28 protein-coding genes and 3 pseudogenes are annotated in these 20,727 nt (G+C 69.6%); 7 read left to right on the top strand and 24 right to left on the bottom strand.

What is annotated here, in order from left to right; translation table 11 throughout:
- Positions 1-53 precede the first annotated feature (53 nt).
- From QQK48_RS07635 to QQK48_RS07595, 8 genes and pseudogenes are all read right to left on the bottom strand, one after another.
- Positions 54-425, bottom strand: coding sequence for a type IV pilin protein (locus QQK48_RS07635; RefSeq protein WP_284328043.1), 372 nt, complete (start codon positions 423-425; stop codon positions 54-56).
- 148 nt (positions 426-573) lie between these two features.
- Positions 574-1,068, bottom strand: a complete 495-nt coding sequence (locus tag QQK48_RS07630) for a GNAT family N-acetyltransferase (RefSeq protein ID WP_284328042.1) — start codon at positions 1,066-1,068, stop codon at positions 574-576.
- An 87-nt stretch (positions 1,069-1,155) separates the two neighbouring features.
- Positions 1,156-1,344 (bottom strand): hypothetical protein, encoded by a 189-nt coding sequence (locus QQK48_RS07625; RefSeq protein WP_284328041.1) that lies wholly within the window; start codon positions 1,342-1,344, stop codon positions 1,156-1,158.
- A gap of 196 nt (positions 1,345-1,540) precedes the next feature.
- Positions 1,541-2,702, bottom strand: a pseudogene (locus QQK48_RS19545) (cation:proton antiporter).
- A gap of 94 nt (positions 2,703-2,796) precedes the next feature.
- A complete protein-coding gene (locus tag QQK48_RS07610; RefSeq protein ID WP_284329336.1) occupies positions 2,797-3,003 on the bottom strand; it encodes a cation:proton antiporter regulatory subunit in 207 nt (68 codons plus the stop codon).
- 25 nt (positions 3,004-3,028) lie between these two features.
- On the bottom strand, positions 3,029-3,307 hold the full coding sequence (locus QQK48_RS07605) for a cation:proton antiporter regulatory subunit (RefSeq protein ID WP_284328040.1): 279 nt from the start codon (positions 3,305-3,307) through the stop codon (positions 3,029-3,031).
- Positions 3,308-3,320: 13 nt separating this feature from the next.
- A complete protein-coding gene (locus QQK48_RS07600; protein ID WP_284328039.1) occupies positions 3,321-4,121 on the bottom strand; it encodes a phosphotransferase in 801 nt (266 codons plus the stop codon).
- A gap of 137 nt (positions 4,122-4,258) precedes the next feature.
- Positions 4,259-4,687, bottom strand: coding sequence for a GNAT family N-acetyltransferase (locus QQK48_RS07595; RefSeq protein ID WP_284328038.1), 429 nt, complete (start codon positions 4,685-4,687; stop codon positions 4,259-4,261).
- A gap of 293 nt (positions 4,688-4,980) precedes the next feature.
- Between QQK48_RS07595 and QQK48_RS07590 the strand changes: the two are divergent.
- Positions 4,981-5,499 (top strand): annotated as a pseudogene (locus QQK48_RS07590) (DNA topoisomerase IB); the annotation flags it as partial.
- A gap of 82 nt (positions 5,500-5,581) precedes the next feature.
- A complete protein-coding gene (locus tag QQK48_RS07585; protein WP_284328037.1) occupies positions 5,582-6,100 on the top strand; it encodes a site-specific integrase in 519 nt (172 codons plus the stop codon).
- A gap of 3 nt (positions 6,101-6,103) precedes the next feature.
- Here QQK48_RS07585 and QQK48_RS07580 read toward each other — a convergent pair whose 3' ends face one another.
- From QQK48_RS07580 to QQK48_RS07565, 4 genes are all read right to left on the bottom strand, one after another.
- Positions 6,104-7,051: a phosphotransferase gene (locus tag QQK48_RS07580; protein WP_284328036.1), complete on the bottom strand. Its 948-nt coding sequence runs from the start codon at positions 7,049-7,051 to the stop codon at positions 6,104-6,106.
- A 57-nt stretch (positions 7,052-7,108) separates the two neighbouring features.
- A complete protein-coding gene (locus QQK48_RS07575; RefSeq protein ID WP_284328035.1) occupies positions 7,109-8,335 on the bottom strand; it encodes a Dyp-type peroxidase in 1,227 nt (408 codons plus the stop codon).
- Positions 8,335-8,919: a copper chaperone PCu(A)C gene (locus QQK48_RS07570; protein WP_284328034.1), complete on the bottom strand. Its 585-nt coding sequence runs from the start codon at positions 8,917-8,919 to the stop codon at positions 8,335-8,337. Before QQK48_RS07570 ends, QQK48_RS07575 begins: the two co-directional genes overlap by 1 nt.
- A gap of 104 nt (positions 8,920-9,023) precedes the next feature.
- Positions 9,024-9,593, bottom strand: a complete 570-nt coding sequence (locus tag QQK48_RS07565) for a hypothetical protein (RefSeq protein WP_284328033.1) — start codon at positions 9,591-9,593, stop codon at positions 9,024-9,026.
- Between the two features lie 76 nt (positions 9,594-9,669).
- On the opposite strand from QQK48_RS07565, the gene QQK48_RS07560 reads away from it, so the two are divergent.
- On the top strand, positions 9,670-10,212 hold the full coding sequence (locus tag QQK48_RS07560) for a class I SAM-dependent methyltransferase (protein WP_284328032.1): 543 nt from the start codon (positions 9,670-9,672) through the stop codon (positions 10,210-10,212).
- A gap of 89 nt (positions 10,213-10,301) precedes the next feature.
- On the opposite strand, the gene QQK48_RS19540 is transcribed toward QQK48_RS07560, so the two are convergent.
- The gene (locus tag QQK48_RS19540; RefSeq protein ID WP_348523524.1) at positions 10,302-10,868 is read right to left on the bottom strand and encodes a beta C-S lyase family protein; all 567 of its coding nucleotides are present in this window, start codon (positions 10,866-10,868) and stop codon (positions 10,302-10,304) included.
- Positions 10,869-10,983: 115 nt separating this feature from the next.
- Positions 10,984-11,346: pseudogene (locus QQK48_RS19535) on the bottom strand (aminotransferase class I/II-fold pyridoxal phosphate-dependent enzyme); the annotation flags it as partial.
- 232 nt (positions 11,347-11,578) lie between these two features.
- Here QQK48_RS19535 and QQK48_RS07550 point away from each other — a divergent pair.
- On the top strand, positions 11,579-11,932 hold the full coding sequence (locus QQK48_RS07550) for a hypothetical protein (RefSeq protein WP_284329465.1): 354 nt from the start codon (positions 11,579-11,581) through the stop codon (positions 11,930-11,932).
- A gap of 26 nt (positions 11,933-11,958) precedes the next feature.
- On the top strand, positions 11,959-12,657 hold the full coding sequence (locus tag QQK48_RS07545; protein WP_284328031.1) for a hypothetical protein: 699 nt from the start codon (positions 11,959-11,961) through the stop codon (positions 12,655-12,657).
- A gap of 17 nt (positions 12,658-12,674) precedes the next feature.
- Here QQK48_RS07545 and QQK48_RS07540 read toward each other — a convergent pair whose 3' ends face one another.
- The 10 genes from QQK48_RS07540 to QQK48_RS07495 all read right to left on the bottom strand — a co-directional run bounded on the left by QQK48_RS07540 (position 12,675) and on the right by QQK48_RS07495 (position 18,669).
- Positions 12,675-12,845: a hypothetical protein gene (locus QQK48_RS07540; RefSeq protein WP_284328030.1), complete on the bottom strand. Its 171-nt coding sequence runs from the start codon at positions 12,843-12,845 to the stop codon at positions 12,675-12,677.
- Positions 12,846-12,879: 34 nt separating this feature from the next.
- Positions 12,880-13,521, bottom strand: a complete 642-nt coding sequence (locus QQK48_RS07535; RefSeq protein WP_284328029.1) for an ATP-grasp domain-containing protein — start codon at positions 13,519-13,521, stop codon at positions 12,880-12,882.
- Positions 13,522-13,537: 16 nt separating this feature from the next.
- On the bottom strand, positions 13,538-14,473 hold the full coding sequence (locus QQK48_RS07530; protein WP_284328028.1) for a VanZ family protein: 936 nt from the start codon (positions 14,471-14,473) through the stop codon (positions 13,538-13,540).
- 344 nt (positions 14,474-14,817) lie between these two features.
- Positions 14,818-16,083 carry an MFS transporter gene (locus QQK48_RS07525; protein ID WP_284328027.1) on the bottom strand — a complete coding sequence of 422 codons (1,266 nt, stop codon included), beginning with the start codon at positions 16,081-16,083 and terminating at the stop codon, positions 14,818-14,820.
- Positions 16,084-16,234: 151 nt separating this feature from the next.
- Positions 16,235-16,738, bottom strand: a complete 504-nt coding sequence (locus QQK48_RS07520) for an LppM family (lipo)protein (RefSeq protein WP_431308407.1) — start codon at positions 16,736-16,738, stop codon at positions 16,235-16,237.
- Positions 16,662-17,054 (bottom strand): hypothetical protein, encoded by a 393-nt coding sequence (locus tag QQK48_RS07515; protein ID WP_284328024.1) that lies wholly within the window; start codon positions 17,052-17,054, stop codon positions 16,662-16,664. Before QQK48_RS07515 ends, QQK48_RS07520 begins: the two co-directional genes overlap by 77 nt.
- Positions 17,051-17,803, bottom strand: a complete 753-nt coding sequence (locus QQK48_RS07510) for an LppM family (lipo)protein (protein ID WP_284328023.1) — start codon at positions 17,801-17,803, stop codon at positions 17,051-17,053. Before QQK48_RS07510 ends, QQK48_RS07515 begins: the two co-directional genes overlap by 4 nt.
- Positions 17,715-17,963: an LppM family (lipo)protein gene (locus tag QQK48_RS07505; protein ID WP_284328022.1), complete on the bottom strand. Its 249-nt coding sequence runs from the start codon at positions 17,961-17,963 to the stop codon at positions 17,715-17,717. The genes QQK48_RS07510 and QQK48_RS07505 overlap by 89 nt, the downstream gene beginning before the upstream one ends.
- Before the next feature lie 39 nt (positions 17,964-18,002).
- Positions 18,003-18,473: a hypothetical protein gene (locus QQK48_RS07500; protein WP_284328021.1), complete on the bottom strand. Its 471-nt coding sequence runs from the start codon at positions 18,471-18,473 to the stop codon at positions 18,003-18,005.
- Positions 18,474-18,501: 28 nt separating this feature from the next.
- Positions 18,502-18,669: a hypothetical protein gene (locus tag QQK48_RS07495; protein WP_284328020.1), complete on the bottom strand. Its 168-nt coding sequence runs from the start codon at positions 18,667-18,669 to the stop codon at positions 18,502-18,504.
- A 180-nt stretch (positions 18,670-18,849) separates the two neighbouring features.
- Here QQK48_RS07495 and QQK48_RS07490 point away from each other — a divergent pair, with 180 nt between their 5' ends.
- Together QQK48_RS07490 and QQK48_RS07485 are read left to right on the top strand one after the other, a co-directional pair.
- Positions 18,850-19,878 carry an isopeptide-forming domain-containing fimbrial protein gene (locus QQK48_RS07490; protein ID WP_284328019.1) on the top strand — a complete coding sequence of 343 codons (1,029 nt, stop codon included), beginning with the start codon at positions 18,850-18,852 and terminating at the stop codon, positions 19,876-19,878.
- Positions 19,865-20,722 carry a hypothetical protein gene (locus QQK48_RS07485; RefSeq protein WP_284328018.1) on the top strand — a complete coding sequence of 286 codons (858 nt, stop codon included), beginning with the start codon at positions 19,865-19,867 and terminating at the stop codon, positions 20,720-20,722. Before QQK48_RS07490 ends, QQK48_RS07485 begins: the two co-directional genes overlap by 14 nt.
- Positions 20,723-20,727 lie beyond the last annotated feature (5 nt).

The raw sequence follows: 20,727 nt of genomic DNA, 5'->3' as shown, positions 1-20,727 counted from the left end.
ATCGGGTCACCGATCACGGTGCTGCGCGAGTCCTATGAGCCGCGAGCCGACGGCTAGGGGCAGGAACCTTCCTCGATGCCGTTCACCGCGGAGTAGCGGTAGCCGACCGCACTCGCGGTGCGACCATTCGGGTGTGTGGCGGAGAAGCAGTAGTTCGTGGCATCGCCGCTGATGGTGCTCAGCACCACGCCCGGCGAGGTGGCCAGCGCGTCTCCGTCGAGCGTGTACCCGTCACCGGCAGCGGCGATCACCGGCAGGGCGCTTGACTCGTCCACGTGCTGACGCACCGCGATCGCGACCGTCGACAGGTCAGACTGCACGGCCGAGTCGTAGGCCTTCGCCTGCTGGTTGAAGAAGATGGGCAGCGCCACGGCGACGAGGATTCCTACAATCGCCATGACCACGAGGAGCTCGGGCAACGTCATGCCCGCCTCAGCGGTCGCGCGTGCGCGGCGGTCCCCCATCACTCGTCTCCCTCGATTGCCCGGCGGCACTCCCTCAGCGGCCGCCGCGACACCCCATCGTGACCTAAGTCACATGCGCCACGCAAGAGGCGATGCTAGGAGAAGGGGGTCAGTCAGGAGACGTCGAGCCTGGAAGTAACCCACGTCGATCCAGCGGCCCAGGCTTCTGGCCGGCCTCCGTCAGCACGCCCACCTCGCGCCAGCCGGTGGCGTGGTGCAGGGCGACCGACGCCTCGTTGGGAAGCGCGATCAGGGAGATCGCGGTGTGCGCGTGCGAGGCCCGCATCGCGACGATCAGCGCGCGGTACAGCCGCCCGCCAAGGCCCTTTCCGCCGGCCTCTCCATCCAGGTAGATGGTGGTTTCCACGCTGTGGAGGTACGCGGCCTTGGGGCGGTACGGCGCCGCGTAGGCAAACCCCACCACGCGCCCCTCCTGCTCGATGACGAGGTACGGGAGGTCCTTGTCCCACACGCTCTTCATCCGCGCGGCGATGTCCTTCGCCGTCACGGTCTCCGTCTCAAACGTGATGACGGTGTCGGTGACGTACGGGTTGTAGATGGCGGCGATGCGGTCGGCATCGGCAAGCGTGGCGGGTCGGATCACGCCCCCATTGTGCTCGCCACCTGCGCGCTGGGAGTCACTGAGTGCGCGGTTTCGCCAAGAACCGGGCACTCAGCGACTCGCAGGACGCTAGGCGGCCGCGTCGCCGTCCCTCAACTGCCGTGCCGCCTCGTCGACCACGGCACGCACCTCGGCCACGTCGGCATCGGTCAGTTCCCCCACGTGCTCAATGAGCATGGGACCCGACGGGGCCGCCGGCCGGTCACGGCGCAGGGCCGCGCGTGCGCGCGCGACGAGGGCGGAAAGGAAGGGAGCCACGGGACCACCTAGTGAGACTCGGGGAGTCCTTGAGCAAGGCGGCAGGGGACCTGCGTGGCCTGGGTGGGGACCGGTGGCGGGATGCCCGCCACGTGCTACGCCACCTGCGCGACGTAGCCGGCGCATCGGCCGCACCTGATGCCGACAAGGCCCATCGTGCCACGCCGAGCGGGCCGCCACGACCACGCTCGTGAGGTCACTGCCGCGGGGGCCTCGACACCACTCGACTGGCGACCGGCGCACCACCGGACTGCACGCTCAGCGGCGATGGAATGCGGTCCGCGAACCGCATGGCGAGTGACCCCGCCACCGCGAGGATCAGGACGTAGGCGGCGGAGAACGGTCCGAGCATGGGTTCGATGCCCGCCGCGACGCCGAGCCCCGCGATGACGATGGAGAACTCGCCGCGCGGGATCATGGACAGCCCCGTACGCCACTGGCCCTTGGGGCCGATGCCGTTGCGCCTGGCGGCGAAGACGCCCGTGCCGATCTTGGTGACGGCCGTGATGGCCGCCAGCGCGAGCGCCGGCAGCAGCACGGGAATGAGGTCGCGCGGGTCGATCGAGAGCCCGAAGAACACAAAGAACAGGCCGCCGAACACGTCGCGCAGGGGAGGCAGGAGCCCACGAACGTCGTCGGCCACCTGACCCGAGAGGGTGAGGCCAAGAAGGAAGGCACCCACGGCCGCGGAGACCTGCACCGCGTCGGCGAGCCCGGCGACCAGGAACGTGAGCCCCAGCACCGTCAGCAGCAACAGGCTCGCGCGAGTGCGAATGCACCAGGCGCGAGATGCGGTCGGAGAACCGCAGCGACACCACGAAAGCGAGGAACACCAGGCCCAGCGCGATCCCCGCCGCCAGGGCTCCCTGCGCGAGCGTGGCGCCCACCAGCAGCACGCCGGTGATGGGCAGGAACACCGCCATCACCAGGTCCTCCATCACCAGTAGCGACAGGAGCACGGGGGTCTCGCGGTTGGCGACGCGATCAAAGTCGTCGAGCAGGCGCGCGATGATGCCGGACGACGAGATGTAGGTGACGCCCGCCAGCAGCAGCGACGCGGTGGGCGACCATCCCAGCATCAGGCCCACCACGAAGCCGGGCACACCGTTGGCGAGTCCGTCCATGAGTCCCGCAACCCAGTTGGATCTGAGCCCGTTGCGCAGATCCTGCGGCGAGTATTCGAGCCCCAACAGGAGCAGCAGCAGGACCACGCCGATCTCGGCACCCACCTCGAGGAACTCCTCGCCAGCCGAGACGGGGATGAGTCCACCGTCGCCCATCAGCACGCCCGCCAGCAGGTACAGCGGGATGGAGGGGATGCCGATGCGGGCGGCAAGGCGGCCAAGGCCCGCGAGCACCAGCAGGATGATGCCGAGGCTCGATGAGGACGGACCCCGAGTGGCTGATCTCCGGCTCGGGCAGGACCTCGAGCGGCAGGAGCAGCATGGTGGCTCAGCCGACGAGGATGGCGGTGGCCTGACGGACGGCGGCGTCCGAGCCCATGACGAGGACGGTGTCGCCGGCCTGAAGGAGGAAGTCCGGTCCCGGTCCCGGGTTGCCGTCCTCGCCGCGGATCACCGCGACGATGGAGGCGGACGTGGTGGTGCGGATGCGGCCATCGGCGATGGTGCGTCCCGTGAGGCCGCCGCCGGCGGGCATCGTCACCCACTCGATCGCGAGGCCGTCAATCTGGTGGCGGAGCCTTGTCTAGGCGGGACGTGATGGACGTGCCGCCCAGCAGTTCCACCAGGGCGGCGGAGTCGGATTCGGACAGTTCGACCGTGCCCCGGCACGCGTCGGGATCCTCGCGGTCGTAGAGGGCGAAGTCGCGTTTGCCGTCGCGACGCACCACGACTCCCACGTGGTCGCCACTATCGGCCTGGAACTCGTAGCGGACGCCGATGCCTGGCAGCGGGGTCTCGTAGATGTCCATGCCGGTCAGTCTGCCACGCCGGGAGTGCATCTCAGCGAGCGCATCAGGCCTCGTGGACCACGCCGAGTTCGATGAGGCGCTCCCACGCCATGCGCAGCAGGAATGGGTCGTCCACCTCGATGTAGCGCAGTGCCGCGTACACGAGGTAGGCGAGGGCGCGGGCAACCGTGGCATCCGAGATGTCGCCGTAGGTGGAGAAGAAGTCCTCGCGCATGTCGGCACCGAGGACGGTGCCCACAAAGCCGATGTCCTGCGCGATGTCTCCGGCGCCGAAGTTGGACCACAGGAGCAGGCCTGCGAACGCTCCTTGATCCGACATGATGGCGCGCGGTTCGAGTCTGCCGTGCGTCCATGCCGGATCGACGTCGATGGGGGCGGCGCAGCCGCGCTCGAAGATGGCGCGCGTGGCATCCGCGTCGAGTTCGCGGTTCTCCGGCGCCCCGTGCGCGACGGCGAACGCGAGCATTTCCTCGAATTCGCCTCTCCACGCCTCGAGTCCCACGCCCGATCGCGGATTGATGGGGCTGCCCGGTGGGGCTACCTGGTGAACCTCGCGCAGCGCGCTTCCCACGGCACGGGCGGCAGGCAGGTGCAGCGGGACGAAGCCCGCCGTGGAGGCGGAGATCCACGGCACGATGTTCCAGTGCCACTCGTACCCGTGGCCGGGGCGCCCGGTCCTGATGGGGTGGGAACTGGGAAAGCTCCATCCGGCCGCATGGGGCGCGATCAGGTCGGTGACGCGGGCGAAGAGTGCGTCGTAACCGGGCAGGCGCGAGAAGATCGCGCCGTAGTCGTCGCCGATGCGAATCGCGAAGTGGTCCTCAAGCGTGTACCGGCGGCCCACTCGTACGAGGCGAGATCGGGGAACTGGTCGTTGATGAGTGCCTGAACCATCTCATCGGGGATGTACAGCGGCTCCGTGTTGGCGTACGTGGGCATGGCGTCAACCTCGTGGGGCCGAGAGGTGGCGAGGAGCAGGCATCAGTCCTGGTCCCTCCGGGACATCCATTCGCGGGCGAGGAGCCCGTAGATCGCGTCGTCGGAGACCTCGTCTTCCACCCAGTACGCCTCCCGGCGGATGCCCTCGGCGAGGAAGCCGATGCGTTCAAGGACCCGGACCGAGGCGATGTTGTGGGGATGGGTGGAGGCCTCGATGCGGTGGACGCCCAGGTCGAAGACGGCGTAGTCCACGAGCCGCGCGGTGGCTTCGGTGGCGTAGTGGTGACCGCGCGCCCAGGGGTGGAGCGTGAACCCCACCTCCGCGGTGCGACCGTTGCCAGACAGGAACAGCGCCACGTCGCCCAGCACCTTGCCGTCGCGTTTGCGTTCCACCGCGAGCCTGGTACCAGTTTCCGGGAGTGGGGCCGGGGCGCGTGAGAAGTTCGGTGATGAGGTCGCGCGCTCGCTCAACCGAGTACGGGGCCTTCCATGCCTGGTACTGGGCGGTGGTGGTGTCCGATCGGCGTTCGGCCATGTCCTCCGCGTCGTCGAGCGTCATCGACCTCAGCGTCAGGCGTTCCGTCTCCAGGGGGTAAACGCGGCGTCCATGGGCCCACGCTAGTCCCCCGCCGGGCGCGGCGCGCGAGCCGACGGTCTCAATCGAGCCTCGCCTCGCGTCAGCGCGGGTGCTGACGCAGGTACGTCAGCGCCTCGCGGCCGGCGCTGCGCGCGACAGCGCCACGGCATCGGCCTACCGTCGGTCCATGGCCCGCTTGCGTCGATCCCGCCCCGCCGAGCCGGGGATCACCCGCCGACGCTCCGGCTCCGGCTGGACATACCGGGATCCCGAGGGGGCCACGGTGCGCGATGCCGTCGAGCGGGACCGGATCGCTGGGCTCGCGATTCCGCCTGCCTGGGTCGACGTGTGGATCTGCCCGGACCCGCAGGGTCACCTGCAAGCGCTCGGAACGGATGAGGCGGGACGGCGGCAATACCTGTACCACCCCGCGTGGCGTGAGCGCCGGGATCGCGCCAAGCATGCGCGGGTCCTCGCCGTCGCCGCGGGCCTGCCCGCCGCACGCGCGGTCGCGGATGCCGATGCGACGCGTGGCGACCTTTCCCGCGAACACGTGCTCGGTGTGGCCTTTCGGCTGCTGGACCGCGGCCTGTTCCGCATCGGAGGAGCGGGCTACGCGGCCGACAATGGCTCGTACGGTTTGGCGACGGTGCGGTGCGAGCATGCGCGCGTCAGCGGCGACGAGGTGACGTTCGACTACGTCGCGAAGTCAGGCAAGGACCGCCACGTGGTGGTCCGCGATCCGGAGGTCGCCTCGGCCGTGGCGACGCTCAAGCGACGTTCCGGGGGTGGCGACGAGGCTCCTGGCGTACCGCGTGTCCACCAGCCCGGTGCAGTGGCGCGATCTCACGAGCGACGACATCAACGGGTACATCCAGATGGTGGTGCAGCCGGACGCCACCGCGAAGGACTTTCGCACGTGGCACGGCACGGTGATCGCCGCACAGGCGTTGGGAATGGCCGATGCTTCGGAAGACCTTTCGGTGAGCGCTCGCAAGCGCGTGGTCGCCTCTGTCATGCGGCAGGTGGCGGAGCAGTTGGGGAACACTCCCGCTGTGGCGCGCGCCTCGTATGTGGACCCGCGCGTGGTGGATCTCTGGGAGGACGGCGTGACCATCGAGCCGGTCGTGGACGCCCTGGGAGGGCACGGCGAGGAACTCGCCCCCGGGGCCAGGGATGCCGCGATTCAGGCGACGCTTGAGCAGGCGGTGGTGGACCTGCTCACGACGGCGCCGGATGCCCGCGAGGCTCGCCTGCGGCGCGCTGCACGCCGTGCCAGGGTGATCGCTCGCGCCGTGGACTCCTGACTCTCAGCGCGGGTGCTGACGCAGATAGGTGAGGGCCTCGCGGCCGGCGCTGCGGTAGGGGTCGTCCTCCATGCAGGCGAGGGTCAGGGCATAGTGGGCCGCCTCGGCCCGGATGCGACGGCGTCCGGCCGCGGAGCCCACGAAGGCCGCGACCTCCGTGTGGCAGGAGCCGAGGTACGCGTCGAGCATCGGACCCACATCGAGCGGACCCACCAGCATCGCGGCCTGGCCGAGGTCGGTGGCGGGCGAGCCTGCGGCGGCGTCACCCCAGTCGACGATGCCTGCGAGCCTGCCCTTGCGGCTGAGGACGTTGCGCCCATGAACGTCGAGGTGACACCACGTGGTGGGGCCAGCCTCGGCCTCGCCCATCGCCGCGCCGTACATGGCGCGCAGGCGTGGGGCGTCGGACACGAGTCCGTTCGCCTCTGCGGTGGCGAGCCTGTCGCCGAACACCTCGGCCTTGTCTGCGAGGCCGAGTGAGCGGTGCGGGTTGAGTGGGGCATCGGCCGGAGCGGGTTGGTGGACCTGCGCGAGGGCGCGACCAAGGTCGCGGGCACCCTCGACGCTGAGCGGAGCGTCGTAGACGTCGGTGCCGTCGATCCACGGCACCACGGACCAGCGCCACGGGTAGCCCCTTCCCGGATCGCCGACGCGGCGTGGCACCGGGGCGGGGAAGGTCCAGTGGGCGCCGATGAGGGGAAGCCAGTCGAGTTCCGTGGCCGCGATCTGGGCGCCGACGGCGCGGCGCGGCAAGCGCACGGCGAGGGCGGCGCCGAGCCGATACGTAGTGTTGTCCCAGCCCTCGACGCGCGCGCCGAGGGGCTCTGAGGCGAGGTCGGGGTGTTGGTCCGCGAGCAACGCGCGCACCAGCGAGTCGTCGACCTCGACCTCCGCCATGGGGGTCGCCATCATGGTCATGCGTCCCACGGTAGCGCCGCTGTGCACGGTCACGGCAAGCGTCGCGGCGAGTCCGTGACTTACCCGTGACCGCGCCGTGACCGTGCCCGGTCAGTCCAGCAGCGTCTGTCCGACGTACCCGCCCGCCTGGCAGCCGGGCGGGATGGCAAACACCGCGGAGCCGATGGGGGTGGTCCAGGTGTTGAGCAGGTCGCCCTCGGCGAGGCGGCGCTGGATGGGCGTGAACTGGGCGTCGACGTCGGCCTGAAAGGACGCGAACAGCAGGCCGGACTCGCTGACGGCGTCGCCCGTGGGCGGGACGTCGTAGTTGTACCCGCGCCGGAAGATCACCTCCCGTGGGTCGACGGGCCGCGAGCGCGCGATGTGCGCCACGGGCGAGATGACCGTATTGCCCGCGGCGGTGGTGGCCTCGAAGTTGGGCTCGTCCGCCTCCCGCGTCCCGGTCAGCGGCGCACCATCGGAGATGCGGCGGCCCACGGCGAAGGAGCGGGCCACGGGGTCCACCTCGTCCCAGACGTCAAGATCGAGCCGGATGCGCCGCAGCACCAGCGAGGTTCCGCCCGCGAGCCAGCCGGGGTCGCTCGTCCACACCACGTCGTCGAACGCGGAGGTGCCCGGCTCAGGGTTGGTGGTGCCGTCCACCTGGCCGAACAGGTTGCGCATGGTGGTGCCGGATACCTCGGAGCCGTACGCCCGCCGGAAGCCGTCCTGGCGCCACCGCACGGAGGCGAACGACCGCGAATCCTTGAGCAGCATGCGCACCGCGTGGGCGACGGTCACGGCATCGTCCGCGCTCACCAGGAGCAACACGTCGCCTCCGGACCACCGGTCCTCAAGGGCATCGATGTCGAACGCCGGTAACGGTCCGAGCCACGCGGGCGCCGCCGCGTCGCCACCGCCGCGGCGCACCGCCTCGGGGCCGAAGCCGAACGTCACGGTGAGTGCCGCTGGCACGGTCGCGAGCTCCGGTTCGGTGTCCGCCAGGGCTCCGGTGCCCGCCATGAGGCGTGCCGCATCGTCGCTCAGTACCCGCATCATGCGGCGCAGCGCATCCCTGTCGGTGTCGCCGTGCAGGTCCAGAGCCACGTAGGTCGCGTGGGACGCAATGGGCGTGGCGATGCCCGCCTGGTGGGCGCCGTGGAAGTCCACCGTGCGTGCGCCGTTGAGGCCCGTCGCGTCGAGCGTCGCCCGGGGTTCGGACGCCAGCGCCCTGTCCACGCCGAGCGCGACGGCCGCGCCCGCGCCGGCGGCGGCTCCTCCAAAGAGGAACCCCCGCCGGCTGAGGCCGCGACCGGGTTCAGTCGCGTCGCGAGACATCAGTGATCGTGGCCCGCGTGCTCGTCTGCGGTCGCCTCGGGGCTCGCGTCCATGTCCATCTCCATGTCCATGTCGTGCTCGGGCGCGTAGGACTCCTGGGCGCCCGTGTAGTCCTTGGCGTCGGCGGTGAACTCGAAGGTGGAGTCATCGGCGAAGGTCAGGGTGAACTCCACCTCGTCACCGGCCTCGATCGGCTCGGCGACGTCCATGAGCATGATGTGGTTGCCGCCTGGCTCGAGGACAAGGCTCTCGCCCGCCGCGATCTCGAAGCCGCCCTCCTTCTCGCTCATGGACATGCCACCGGAGGCGTCGGACAACGTCTCGTGCAACTCGTTCATCGAGGAGGCGGGCGTCTCGGCGGCGACAAGAGTCACGGCCTCGTCCGTCCCGTTGACGAGGGTTCCGAAGGCGGCGGTCATGCCCGACTCGGCCGTCTTGACCCACGGGTCGGTGATGGTGATCTCGCCGCTGGTCGCGGCATCGGCCGAGGTCTCGGCGTTGGAGTCGGAGGCGCAGGCGGCGAGGGACAGGGCCGCGATCGCGGCAAGCGCGGTAAGGCGCGCGGGGGTACGGACAGTGGTCATGAAGGTGCTCCAGTCAGGCAGGGGCGTACCGCCCCGGGGAAACGGTGAAGGATCGGCGGGCCATGACGGCGGGCCGATGCGGCCGGCAGCAGCCGGCGGTCAGGTCACCTGAGTGGAGGGCCGCGCAGGCCGAGCCCGCTCGCCAACACGAGTGGCAAGGGGTCGCCCGCGGGAGACGCCGGCGACGCCGCGCGGCGCGGGGCGTGAGGGGCCGTGAGGGAGATGGGGGTTGCGAGACGGGACAGCAGATGCCCAATGGCGCGGCCCGCGCTAGCGAGCGCGGCGTCCAGGCGCCACAGCGCGGCCGTCGTCACGATGGCCGCGACCACGTGGGCGAGCGTCATGGGGGCGCCGCCGTGCGCGGCGTGGGAGGCATCGGCCACCGTGAGGCTGCCCGCCGCGAGGTGATGCGCGTGCGCGCCCGCGTCCATGGTCACCGTGCCGCCGCCCATGACAAACAGGACGTGGAACAACGCCTGGCTGACCGCAACTCCGAGCGCAATGCGCCACCCGGAGGCGGCGCGTCCGGCGAGTTGGACGCACACCGCGAATGACAGCGCCAGCGGCACCGCCACCCCGGCAGGGCCGGGCGCCGACCCGCCGCCGGCCACGTGGGAACCCAGCGCGACGCCGGTGGCGACGGACGCCGCCACGAAGGCGCGCGCCAGCCTCATGCCCGTCCCCATGCTCACCGGCGCATTCTCGCACGCCCTGACGCATCGGCCTGCCGGAGCCTGTCACCATAGGGCCATGAGCGATGACGACAGGCCGGACGCCAAGCGCTTCAACTACAACATCTACTACGGCGAGGCGGTCCTCGCGGCCATCCCCGAGGGTGCCCGCACCGCCGTCGACGTGGGATGTGGCGAGGGGTTCATGGCGAGGCGCCTCGCCGAACGCGGCCTGGCCGTCACCGCCATCGACGAGCACGCCGACTCGATCCGCAGGGCACGCGCGCAGGGTGAGGACTCGATCACCTATCTGGAGGGCGATGCCCTCACGGACGCTCTTCCCGCCGGACCCTACGACGTGGTCCTGGCCGTGGCGTCCCTGCACCACATGGACCTCACCGAGGGCCTCTCGCGGCTGAAGGAGCCTGGTCGCTCCCGGCGGCGTGGTCCTCGTGGTGGGGCTCGCCAAAGCGGGACTTGTGGACGTGCCCAGGGAGATGGCCGCCTCGGTGGTCGACAAGGCTCACAAGGCTCTTCAAGGGCTACTGGGACCACGGGTCACCCTGCGTCTGGCCCACTCCGCAGACGTATGTCGACGTGCGCGACACCTCGGCACGGTTGATGCCGGGCAGCGAGTTCTCGAAGAAACTGCTGTGGCGCTACACGCTGGTGTGGAACGCGCCTGGCGCCCCGACGGACTGACCGCGCCGCTCAGCCTCGATGAGTCGACGCGCCCATGCGGCGCACGGCTTCGGTGAGGATGTCGGGATGCGTGGCGATGTTGACGCGCACATGCCCCGCGCCGCCCGTGCCGAACGTGGGCCCCGAGTTGAGGGCTACGCGCGCGTGCTCCAGGAAGTACGCCGAGGGGTCGACGTCGAGTTCGAGGCCCCGGCAGTCGATCCACGTGAGGTAGGTCGCGGCGGGAAGGCGGTACACCGCACCGGGCAGGTGCTCCTCGACGAGCGTCGCCAGGAGGTGGCGGTTGCGGTCAAGGCTCGGCAGCAGGGCATCGAGCCACGGCTCGCCGTGCTCGTAGGCCGCCGTCTGCGCGAGGGTGCCGAAGTGCGTGGGGCCGTGGTGGGCCGAGTTGCCGTACCGGGCGAGGTCATCCTGGGCCTTGGTGCCGCCGATGACGATCGCGGCGGGGATGCCTGCAAGATTCCATGCCTTGGACGCCGCCATGACGGAGAATCCCCGCTCGCCGCCCGCCACGGACAGGTACGGCACAAAGGTCTCGCCCGCGTAGAACAGCGGCGCATGAATCTCGTCGGCCACCACCCGGACGCCGTAACGCTCGGCAAGCGCGGCGACCTGCTCCAGGCTCCTCGCGGGTGTGCGCCGTACCGCCGGGGTTGTGCGGGTTGCACAGCAGGTAGGCGGCGGAGTGGCCGCCTGCGGTGGCGGACGCGAACGCCTCCTCAAGAGTGCCGAGGTCCAAACGAAGGTCCTCGGTCAGCGGTGCCTCCGCGATACGGCGTCCCGCCGCCTTCAGGTACGAGTAGAACGGCGGATAGACGGGCGGGTTGACCACAATCTGTTCGCCCGGCTCCGTCAGCAGGCACAGGATGTCGGTGTAGCCGGTGATGACATCGGCCACCGTCGTCATCTGGCCGGGAGAGACGTCCCAGCCCCAGCGTCGCGAGGCGAAGCCAGCCAGGGCCTCCGTGTAGGCGGTGCCGGACGCGTACCCCAGGTCTCCCGTGGCGACGGCGCGCTCCAAGGCCTCCTTGATCGGTGCGGCGAGGCTCCACATCCATCTCCGCCACCCACAGGGGCAGCACGTCGGCGTCGTAGCGACGCCACTTCGCGCTGGTGCGCTCGCGCAGCCTGTGCGAGCGTGAGGGTGGTGAGCGGGTCGGGCAGCGCGGTGTCGGCGGCGGGGTCGGACATAGGGGCCACTCAATCGGACCGGGGCGCGCCGCGCAAGTGCGTGTGGAGTTGCCGACAGCCCACGCGGGGCACGGTGCGCCGCCCCGAAGGCGTGGATGGGTCGGCATAGTCTGCCTGGCATGCGGTGGGGAGATGACGCGGGCAGAGTTCCTGTAGGAGCGATCCTGACGGTGGTGATCCTCGCGGGTGCCGCCTACGGCGCCTACTGGCTTCTGGGCCAGTACGGCTTCTTGCCCGATGCGACGCCCGGCGTCGAATCCTCCGCCAGTGCCGACGGCGACGGCGAGCAAGGTGATGCGCGCCCCGAGTGGCTGCAGGGGACTGAATACGAGCTCACGCCGATGGTCGAGGACGACCGCGAGGACTCCGAGCGTCCGGCCATGCACGAGATCGCCGACTGGGTGTGGGAAGTCAACGACGACTCATGGAAGGCTCACGGTGATCCGTGAGGGCGAAGGCGACGGCGAGCAGTCGCTTGCCGAGCGCCAATCGCTCGTGCTGGTGGCGCCCACCGGCGAGCCTGTTCCTCGTCACCGACGAGTTGCGCAACGACTACCGGATGACGGTGGTCGACTGGGATGCGCAGACCGATACGGCGTGGATGCGCCGTGGCGGGCGCCCGGGGCTTGCCCAGGTCACGCAACTCGTGATGCCGACGGGCGAGGCCATCGAGAACTGGGACAACGGTGCGGTGCCCGCCGCGAACAAGGTCGACGGAGGCGTGGGCAACGTCGAGGTCATCGGCGAGCAGCCCGACGGCCTCGAACTCTGGGGCGCCTACGACGAGGGCGGCTACTCCACGGGAGTGTTCTGGTGGGACGGAGACGCCTTCGTCGCGTCGCTGATTGACGAGCGCATCGCGCGCGCCTCCTCCCAGCAGTTTGGGTCGGGCGACGGGCTTGAGGCGTGGATCGATCTCGAAGGGATGCGCGTGGTCTATCACGGGTCTTATCGTGACCCCACCACGGACAAGGTCGAGGACGAGATCTGGATCACCCACAACCTTGCCGATGACTCCGCGGTCGAGGTGCCCTTTGACGCGCCGACCCCCGGCTGTGAGCCCCTCGACGGCCCGCGTCAGGGAACGTTCGAGGGAGACCGCATCGTCGCCGACTGCGGCGGCACCGAGTACCTCCTGGACCTGTTCACCGGACAGCCGGCCCAGAAGCGCTAGCGGCGGCGGCCGGGACGTCAGCCCAGCAGCGCGCGGAATGTGCGGGCCGCGCGGGCGGGTGCGTCCGGCTCGGTCCCGAGGAACAGGCTCGGCTCGGTCGGCTCGAGCTCGAGCACCACGGGGCCGTCGTCGGTGGGCAGCAGGTCAACCCTGGCGTACGCGAGACCCTCGGGGAGGGTGGCGACCACGCGGTCCGCGAGCGCCCGCTCCGCCTCCGTCGCGTCACACGGCGCGATCTTCTCGTCCGCGTACAGCCCCGTGGACCAGGCTCATGCCGCGCGACAGGATCGCGGCCTTGCGGGCAGCATGCGAGAACTTCCCGCCCAGGTAGATCAGGGCGGTCTCGCCCACTTCATCCACCTGCGACAGGTACGGCTGAATCATGGCGACTCGGCCATCGGCGTGCAGCGAGGCAAGGTGGGCGGCCGCGGCCGCCTCGTCGTCGTGGAACAGCGCGGCCCCTGCGGAACCCGCGCCCACGGACGGCTTGACCACCACCGAGCCGGTGAGCAGGGCGGCATCGGCCGTTTCTCCCGGCTCGACGAAGGTGGTGGGGACCACGGGAAGACCGCGTGCGGCGAGGTCGTCGAGGTAGCGCTTGTCGGTGTTCCACACCACGGTCTCGAGGGGATTCACCAACCGGGTGACTCCGGAGATGCGGCTCGCCCATTCAAGGAACTCGGGCAGGCGCTCGGTGTAGTTCCAGGTGGACCGCAGGATGGCGACCTCGTACGACGCCCAGTCGACCTCGGGGTTGTCCCAGGCGACCAACTCCGCCTCGGGCAGGTGCGGGAGAAGCAGTTCCTCGTCGGCATCGGGGACGGCGAGGTCGACGGTGGTGACGATGGCGATGCGCGCGGTCATGGCGCGAGGCTACCGCCTACGTCAGCGGCTCCATCACCACGGTGGGAGCGTCTCCGCGCGCCCGATCGGCACGGATGGACGGCACCGAGCGGGTGCGGGTCAGCGAGGCGAGCCCGGCCACGGACTGGCGTTCGCGGGTGAGGAACGTGCACGCGAGTTCGATCATCGCCGCCACCGGCCCCAGCAGGGTGGGCGAGAGGATCCAGGGCACGAACCTGATCACAGCGCGGACCCCCACGGCCCACGGCGCAGGCGCGGTCGTGTGCTGGGCCGTGCGCACGGGCGCGATGTTCATGACGGCCTGGCCGAGCGTCGCACGGTCCGCGCGCACCAGCGGCACCACCACGCCGAGCACGAGGGCGACCGCGGCCCCCACCCACGTGTTGAGGGTGGGCGTGAGGTCGGCAGGCTGCGGCGTCGTATGGCCATCGGACAGCGCCTCGAATACCACCCCCACACCCTGGATCGCAGTCACCGCCGCGAGGCCGATGCCGAGGTCGGCCATCACGGCCACCGCACGCCGGATGCGGCCGGGAGGCGCAAGATCGGGAAGGCGCGGGGGCCGTGTGAACGGCAGGAGTCCGATCGCGATGTACGAGGCGACCAGGCCGAACACCACGCCGGCGGTGTTGGCGATGAGGTCGTCGACGTCGAAGATCCGATACGGGCACGGGAACACCCCAAAGAACCCCGTGCCCTGCGACAGTTCGATCAGCATCGAGGCCGAGGCGCCGACCGCGACCACGGCAATGCCCGGCCAGCGGCTCGCCTGATGCAGGAAGAAGCCGAACGGCATGAACAGGGCGATGTTCGCGGCGAACTGCCAGAACGTGAACGAACCAGCGAGCGCGCGCAGGCCTCCGGCTCCGTAGATGTCGCCAATCTGGCCGATGCTCGCGCCCGGATCGAGCCTGCCACTGGACATCGGCGGCGCACCACGCCTCGAGGTCATCTGGCAACGGGAAGATGGTGAAGGCCGCGAGCGCCGTCGCTGACGCCAGCAACCCGAGGGCCGCGATCATCGGCCATCCACGCAGGCGCCCGTAGTAGCGCACCGTGTGACCGAGGATGGGGAGCATCGCGAGAGGGATCAGCAGCGCGGTGGCGACCATGGTGAGGACCGCGTTGGTGACGTACACGCTCATGACTTGAGGGTACGTGGGGCGGGGAGGAAGGTGATCCGGGATCGGCGCCTCGGGGGAGGGGCGGGAGGCGCCGATCGCCGGAAGAAGTGGGCTCAGGCGACCTAGTCCCCGGATGGTCGCCTGAGCCACATTGTGTTCAGTGACTGCGGTGTCACCTGACGACTGATACGAGACTATGGCCCGCATCGGCCCTGGCATTGGGCACAAAGTCCCGGCCCGGGAAAAACGCCGTGTGAAGCCGTTCACACCTCCCGGCCGGGGCCGTGGCGCCCGTGCCGAGGCTAGGCGTTCGGCGGCACGGGCGGGGCGTCGATCCAGTCGTCGGCTCCGTGGAGAGACGAGGGGGTGCGTCGTCCTCCTGGGCCGCATCGGCCCGCTCGGTTCCCTTGCGGATGACCGGCGCGGTGATGAGGGCCAGGCCCAGCATTGCGATGGCGGCACCGGCGGCCAGCGCGAGGCCGGCCTGGGCGTCGAGGTGGTCCACGAGCCAGCCGCCCGCCCAGGCGCCAAAGGCGACACCGACGCCTTGGCCGATGCGGATCCACCCCATGCCCTCGGTGATGTGGCTACGCGACACGACTCGCTGCACCACGGTGTCGCAGTTGGTCAGCGTGGGTGCGATGGCGACGCCAGCGAAGAACCCGACGCCCGCGAGCATCACGAGGTTGACGGAGAACGCGAGGACGATCATGCCGCCGGTGAGGAGCGCACAGCCGATGATGAGGCGCTTCCACAGCGGCGTGCGCCAGTGCCTGGTGCCGTACAGCAGGCCGCCCGTGAATGATCCGAAGGCGACGACGCCGAGCACGAGGCCAGACCAGCCCTTGTGGCCCGCCTCCTCCGCGAAAGCGACGAAGGAGATGTCGAGCGCCCCGAACATGGTGCCGATGCCGAGTGCGACAAACGTGACGGCGATGATCGAGGGCGGCACCTTGAGCCCGAGGCTCGAGGTGCCGGAGCCCTTGCGCGGCGGCGGCTCGGTGGCGCGCAGGGACAGCAACACGGTGAGGCCAAGGATCATGGCGGTGGTCGAGACCACGATGCCCGCCCCCGGCCACACGGTGGTCGCGAGGATGGTGGCGAGCGCCGGGCCCGCGATGAACAACACCTCGTCGAGCGCCCCCTCCAGTGCGAAGGCGGTGTGGATGTCCTCATCGGAACGCAGCATGTGCGACCAGCGTGCGCGAGTCAGCGAGCCGAGCGGGCCCTGGAACGAGGCGAGGATGACAGCCACCCACAGCACCCACTCGGGCTCGCCGTTCACCGCGGCCCACACACCGACGGCCGCGCCGACGACGTGGAGCGACGCCAACGGAATCATGGCGGCGCGTTGGCCGATGCGATCCGCGAGCCGGCTGGTGGGAACGGTCTGCAGCGCCCAACACAGGATGCCGATCGCGGCGACCCTGCCCGCCATCTCGTACTGTCGTACTCGATCTGCACCATGAGGATGAACGAGATGTTGAACATCGACATGGGGACGCGAGACAGCAGCCCTGAGAAGGCAAAGGCCGCGGCGCCGGGCCGCGAGAGGATCGAACGATAGGGGGCGAGCACACCCCATGTTCTCACCGCTCGGGGTCGGCGTCTCCGAGCATGCCTGGTCCGGACGGCGCCGCGGTGGTCGTGGGAGCCGGCAGTGACGTGCGACGAGCGCGCCGTCGGTCGTCCACGATGAGCCACGCGGCGCCGCCCACGATCGCGATGAGCGAGAGAGCGATGCCGCCCACGAGGAGGATGGGACCCCAGTCGATGGCTGGCGCCGCGTCCGCCACGATGCGGATCTCGGGCGTGGTCGCGAGGTCCGCGAGCCCCAGGGTCACCGTGTGACCGTCGATGTCGCCCGCGGAGGCCTCCGTCACCAGGCCGGGGAAGGTGAAGGTCGCACCCACGTCCACGGCCGCCTCCGCGAGTTCGAGGTTGACGCCACCCATGGCGAGCGACGAGAGGTCGGCGTCTGCCGAGCGCGTCACCGTGAGGATGTACTGGTCGTCCTCACGGGTGAGGCTTGCGCTCGCGTCGATGCTGGCCAGGGCCTGGGTGGACGCCGCAGCGAACTCGTCGAGAGGGATGTCGGTGAGGGTCAGTTCGACGCCCGCGAGGCTCGCCGTCGTCGTAGTCGGCGATCTCGACCTGCCCGGGGTGAGCGGCCTGGAAGGCCACGAACTCGTCGTTGGACTCGATCCCCGAGATGAGGGAGTCCACGTCGGCGCCAAGATAGTCAGTGATTTGACTTGCTACCGAGTCCGAGTAGGCGGCCACGGTGTGCTGGCTGAAGGTGTCGTCCTCGCCGATGGTCGTGTCGACCGTGGCGCGCACGCAACTCGTCAGGAGCGTCGCCGCCGCGACGGCGACCGCCAGGGCGGCCGAGCGCCGCGCGTAAGTCACCGTGACTCGGGGCGATCCTCGCCCTCGGCGGAGGTCGCGTCGTCGACGGGTGCGTCGGCGACAGGTGCGTCGGCCGCGCGAGCGGCGTCGGCGACGGGAGCCTCGGCGACCGGTGCGTCGCCTTCGGGCGCCGCTACGTCGTCTGCCTGAGGCGTCGGTAGTGGTGCGTCGGGAGCGAAGGGTGCCGGGGCATCGGCCGCGGGGGAGGTGCCTGGCGCGGACTCTGCCGCCGGGGCACCAGCGGGTGCGTCGCCCTGAGCGAGGCTGTTCTTACGACGGGTCACGAGCACGAGGACCACGCCAGCGCCCACGCCGAGTGCGAGGCCCACGACGAGCACAATCCACAGCGGGAACGAGCCGCCCGCGGTGGCGCCACCGCGAGCCTCGATGGTCTCGGGGCCCGAGATGAGGTCCCAGGTCACCGTGCGGCCGGAGTCGTCAACGGTGCCGTTGGTGTCCGTGACCTCGCCGGGGAACGTCAGCGTGAGGGTCATGCTCGCGTCCTCGGGCAACTCGCCAAGGCCCGCTGCCTCCTCGCCTGCGGACAGGGCGCCTTCCACCACATACTCGTCGCCCTCACGCGTGATCGAGAGTTCGTCGGTGTCGAAGTCGAGGTCGCTGAACGGCTGGTCCTCGAACGTGACGGACTTGCCGATGAAGTCATCCTCCGCGTAGTCCGTGATGGTGCCGCCGGGGAAGCTGGTCTCGACATCGCCGAACATCTGCTCGATGAGGTCGTCGTCGCTCACGCCCAGCAGGCTCACCCGCACCCTCCTGCACGGCCATCACCATGTCACCGCTGACGGTGTCGTCCTCATTGAGGGTGATGTTCATGTCGACTCGGATGCATCCCGAGAGCACCAGGGCGCTCACGAGCGCGACAGCAAGGGAACGGGCGGCAGTCCTCATGGCGGCAAGGTTCCCACAGGACCCTGCGGCGGTCTAGGGCTAGGTGCCGCGGGCGTCGCTATCGAGGCGAGTGGGCGCCTTCGAACGATGCACGAAGACGTGGAACTCCACGTCATTCATGGCGGCATCGGGCACGGGGCGCCCGGCGTTCTCGGCCCGCATGCCCTCGAGAACAAGGCTCAGTTGGCGGCGCAACATCTCGCGTTCCGGCTCGGTGGGCCTTCCCACCACACCCGAGAGGGCGAATGCGGTCAGCGTGAGGTCGCCACCGCGGATACCGGGCCGCATGGAGCCCTCGGCGACCGCGGCCGCGATGAGGTGCTCCACCGCTCCCGTTAGCGCGCCCGCGGGACGGTAATCGGGGTCGACGTCGTACATGCGACGCATGACCGTGCGCAGTGCGGGGAAGTCCGCAAAGGTGAAGGTGATCGACTCCAAGAGCCCAGCGATCCTGTCCCAGGCGCTGCCACCCTCGGGGACGCTCGCGATGCTCTGGCCCATGCGTGCCACCGCCCGGTCGTAGAGCGCTCTGATGAGGTCATCGTGCGTGGGGAAATGGCGGTACGCCGTGCCGATGCCGTGGCCCGTGGCGAGCGCGAGCCTCCCTCACCGTGAGGTCGGCATCGCGTTCGGCGAGCAGTTCGAAGGCCGCGTCGATGAGGCGCTCACGGTTCGCGACGGCGTCGCGGCGGGGCTGGCGGGGCATGTCGATATCCTAGGCGCCGCACGTCACGTGGCGAGGGGGTCGACATGTGTGTCACGCTGAGGAATACCAGGCACGGCGCGGCATAGAGGCTCCAAGGTTTCGCGCTCGACGGTGGCGTAGAATCCGCACCATTGGGCGGGAAGTGCGAAGGTGCACTAATGGCGAAGTGGGTGGGGGCTGATGCGTTCAGTGTTTCGGTGGCAACCAGGCAAGGCGCTGACGGCGGTCTTGGTGGCATTGCTCGCGTCGACGGGGATTGTCGCACTGGGAACCACGGCGAGCGCGGCAGTGCAGCCCGCCACGTTGTCGATCGAGAAGAGCGGGCCCTCCGGCGACGACCTCCCGCTGGTGCCAGGCGAGCCGTTCAACTACGTCATCACCATCCAATGCTCGTACCTCGTACCGAACTCGGGGTGCTACAACGCAAGCGTCACGGACACGATCCCCGCTCCACTCGAGCCTGCGGGAAATCCGGCGGTCGTCTCGGATGGCAACACCGCGACGGTGTCTACCGACGGGAACTCGTTCTCGGTGGACTTCGTGACCACGTTCCTCGACCCGACCGACCCCGGGAGTGGAATGCTCGGCGGTACCACAGCGACCATCACGGTTCCCGTGGTTGTCCCCGAGGACGTCAACTACGACTACAACGCCGACGACATTGTGAACACTGCGGAGTTCTCGGCAGACAATCCGGACACCGCGACCGTCAGTGACGACCACACGGTGCAGATTGACGTGCCCCTTGAACTCGACACCGAGGTGTCGAAGACCTTTGACCCCGATGAGGCGGTCGCGGCCGATGGGGAACCCACACTTGTCACCATCGATGCGTCGAACCAGTCCGGGACCGGAGTGGAATCACTTGCCGTCTCCGAGCCTGCACCCGGTTCCGGCAGCACCACATTCGCCTACCTCGCGCTTGACTCGCTGACCATCACCTCGGTGCCTGCTGGAGCCGATCAGGTCGTGATCTCTGTCGACACCGGCGGCGGTTTGGAGGAGATCTCCGTCGCCGACCTTGCGGACGTGTCTCTGCCATACGTCGTCGACCTGTCGGGTGTGGACCTCGATGAAGTGGTGGGACTTCAAGTGTCCTTCCTCGACGACGACGGGGCACTCATCGAGGACGGCGAGGGCGCGCAGATTCAGGTGGGGCTGACTCAACGCGACCCCGGCGAGGCTCACCGACGTCGTGGTGGTCGATAACACCGTGTCCTCCGAGGTGGGTCGCGACGGAGAGACCGAGACGGTCACGGCCAACGACGACTACTCGATCACCCCCAACATCCCGACCGTGACCGCGGACAAGGAGTTCGGGGACGACTGGGTGGTCCATGGTGACACCTCGACCGCGACCATCACCGCGGGCGTGCAAGGCGACCTGGATGTGGCCTCACTGACGGTGACCGAGCCCGGCACAGGCCAGTTCGATGAGGCGATGACCTTTGAGGGCTTTGACTCCGGTATCGGTTACCCGGCAGGCGCGGACTCCGCGTCGATCACGTACACGACGAGCGCAGGAACCTTCGGCCCCGTCGACTTCGCCGACGGCGCCATCCCGGTACTGCCCGATGACGGCTCCACCGTCCTTAGTTTCACCGTCACATTCACGGATGACGACGCGAGCGGCATCGCCGCCGGTGGCGATCCCGCGACGATCCCGGTGATCATCGGCACAGATCCCGATGACCCGGCCCAGCAGTCACAGATCGTCAACGACGTGACGGTGACAGGCACGACGCCCGAAGGAGTCACCGACAGCGCCGAGGCTGATGACTCGCTCTACACGTATGACGAGCACCTCGATGCCCTCACCACGAAGTCGATCGCGCCCAGCACCATCGAGGGCTTCCCCGGCGAGTGGATTGTGATGCAACTCTCCGGCGGAACCGCGGGTCAACCGATCGACGGCAACACGGATGACCCGTACTCGACGGTGCCCGCTGACCAGATCGTGATCACCGACCCCGTCAACCCACCCGACCCCTTCTGGGATGCCTTCCACCCCACCCAGATCGTCGACGTCAACATCCCCCGGACACGACGCTGACGCTC

The organism is Demequina litorisediminis, assembly GCF_030161615.1.
Classification (GTDB): Bacteria; Actinomycetota; Actinomycetes; order Actinomycetales; family Demequinaceae; genus Demequina; species Demequina litorisediminis.
Note: the sequence above shows the minus strand (reverse complement) of the source record. Positions and strands in the feature narration are given on the sequence as shown.

Coding starts and splice junctions, on each gene's coding strand:
- QQK48_RS07635 (WP_284328043.1), bottom strand. CDS start 425: ATGACGTTGCCCGAGCTCCTCGTGGTCATGGCGATTGTAGGAATCCTC.
- QQK48_RS07610 (WP_284329336.1), bottom strand. CDS start 3,003: ATGCCCGCCGGCGGCGGCCTCACGGGACGCACCATCGCCGATGGCCGC.
- QQK48_RS07605 (WP_284328040.1), bottom strand. CDS start 3,307: ATGCACTCCCGGCGTGGCAGACTGACCGGCATGGACATCTACGAGACC.
- QQK48_RS07575 (WP_284328035.1), bottom strand. CDS start 8,335: ATGTCTCGCGACGCGACTGAACCCGGTCGCGGCCTCAGCCGGCGGGGG.
- QQK48_RS07570 (WP_284328034.1), bottom strand. CDS start 8,919: ATGACCACTGTCCGTACCCCCGCGCGCCTTACCGCGCTTGCCGCGATC.
- QQK48_RS07565 (WP_284328033.1), bottom strand. CDS start 9,593: ATGAGGCTGGCGCGCGCCTTCGTGGCGGCGTCCGTCGCCACCGGCGTC.
- QQK48_RS07560 (WP_284328032.1), top strand. CDS start 9,670: ATGAGCGATGACGACAGGCCGGACGCCAAGCGCTTCAACTACAACATC.
- QQK48_RS07550 (WP_284329465.1), top strand. CDS start 11,579: ATGGGTCGGCATAGTCTGCCTGGCATGCGGTGGGGAGATGACGCGGGC.
- QQK48_RS07535 (WP_284328029.1), bottom strand. CDS start 13,521: ATGACCGCGCGCATCGCCATCGTCACCACCGTCGACCTCGCCGTCCCC.
- QQK48_RS07530 (WP_284328028.1), bottom strand. CDS start 14,473: ATGACCTCGAGGCGTGGTGCGCCGCCGATGTCCAGTGGCAGGCTCGAT.
- QQK48_RS07525 (WP_284328027.1), bottom strand. CDS start 16,083: ATGGCGGGCAGGGTCGCCGCGATCGGCATCCTGTGTTGGGCGCTGCAG.
- QQK48_RS07505 (WP_284328022.1), bottom strand. CDS start 17,963: ATGAGGACTGCCGCCCGTTCCCTTGCTGTCGCGCTCGTGAGCGCCCTG.
- QQK48_RS07495 (WP_284328020.1), bottom strand. CDS start 18,669: ATGCCCCGCCAGCCCCGCCGCGACGCCGTCGCGAACCGTGAGCGCCTC.
- QQK48_RS07490 (WP_284328019.1), top strand. CDS start 18,850: ATGCGTTCAGTGTTTCGGTGGCAACCAGGCAAGGCGCTGACGGCGGTC.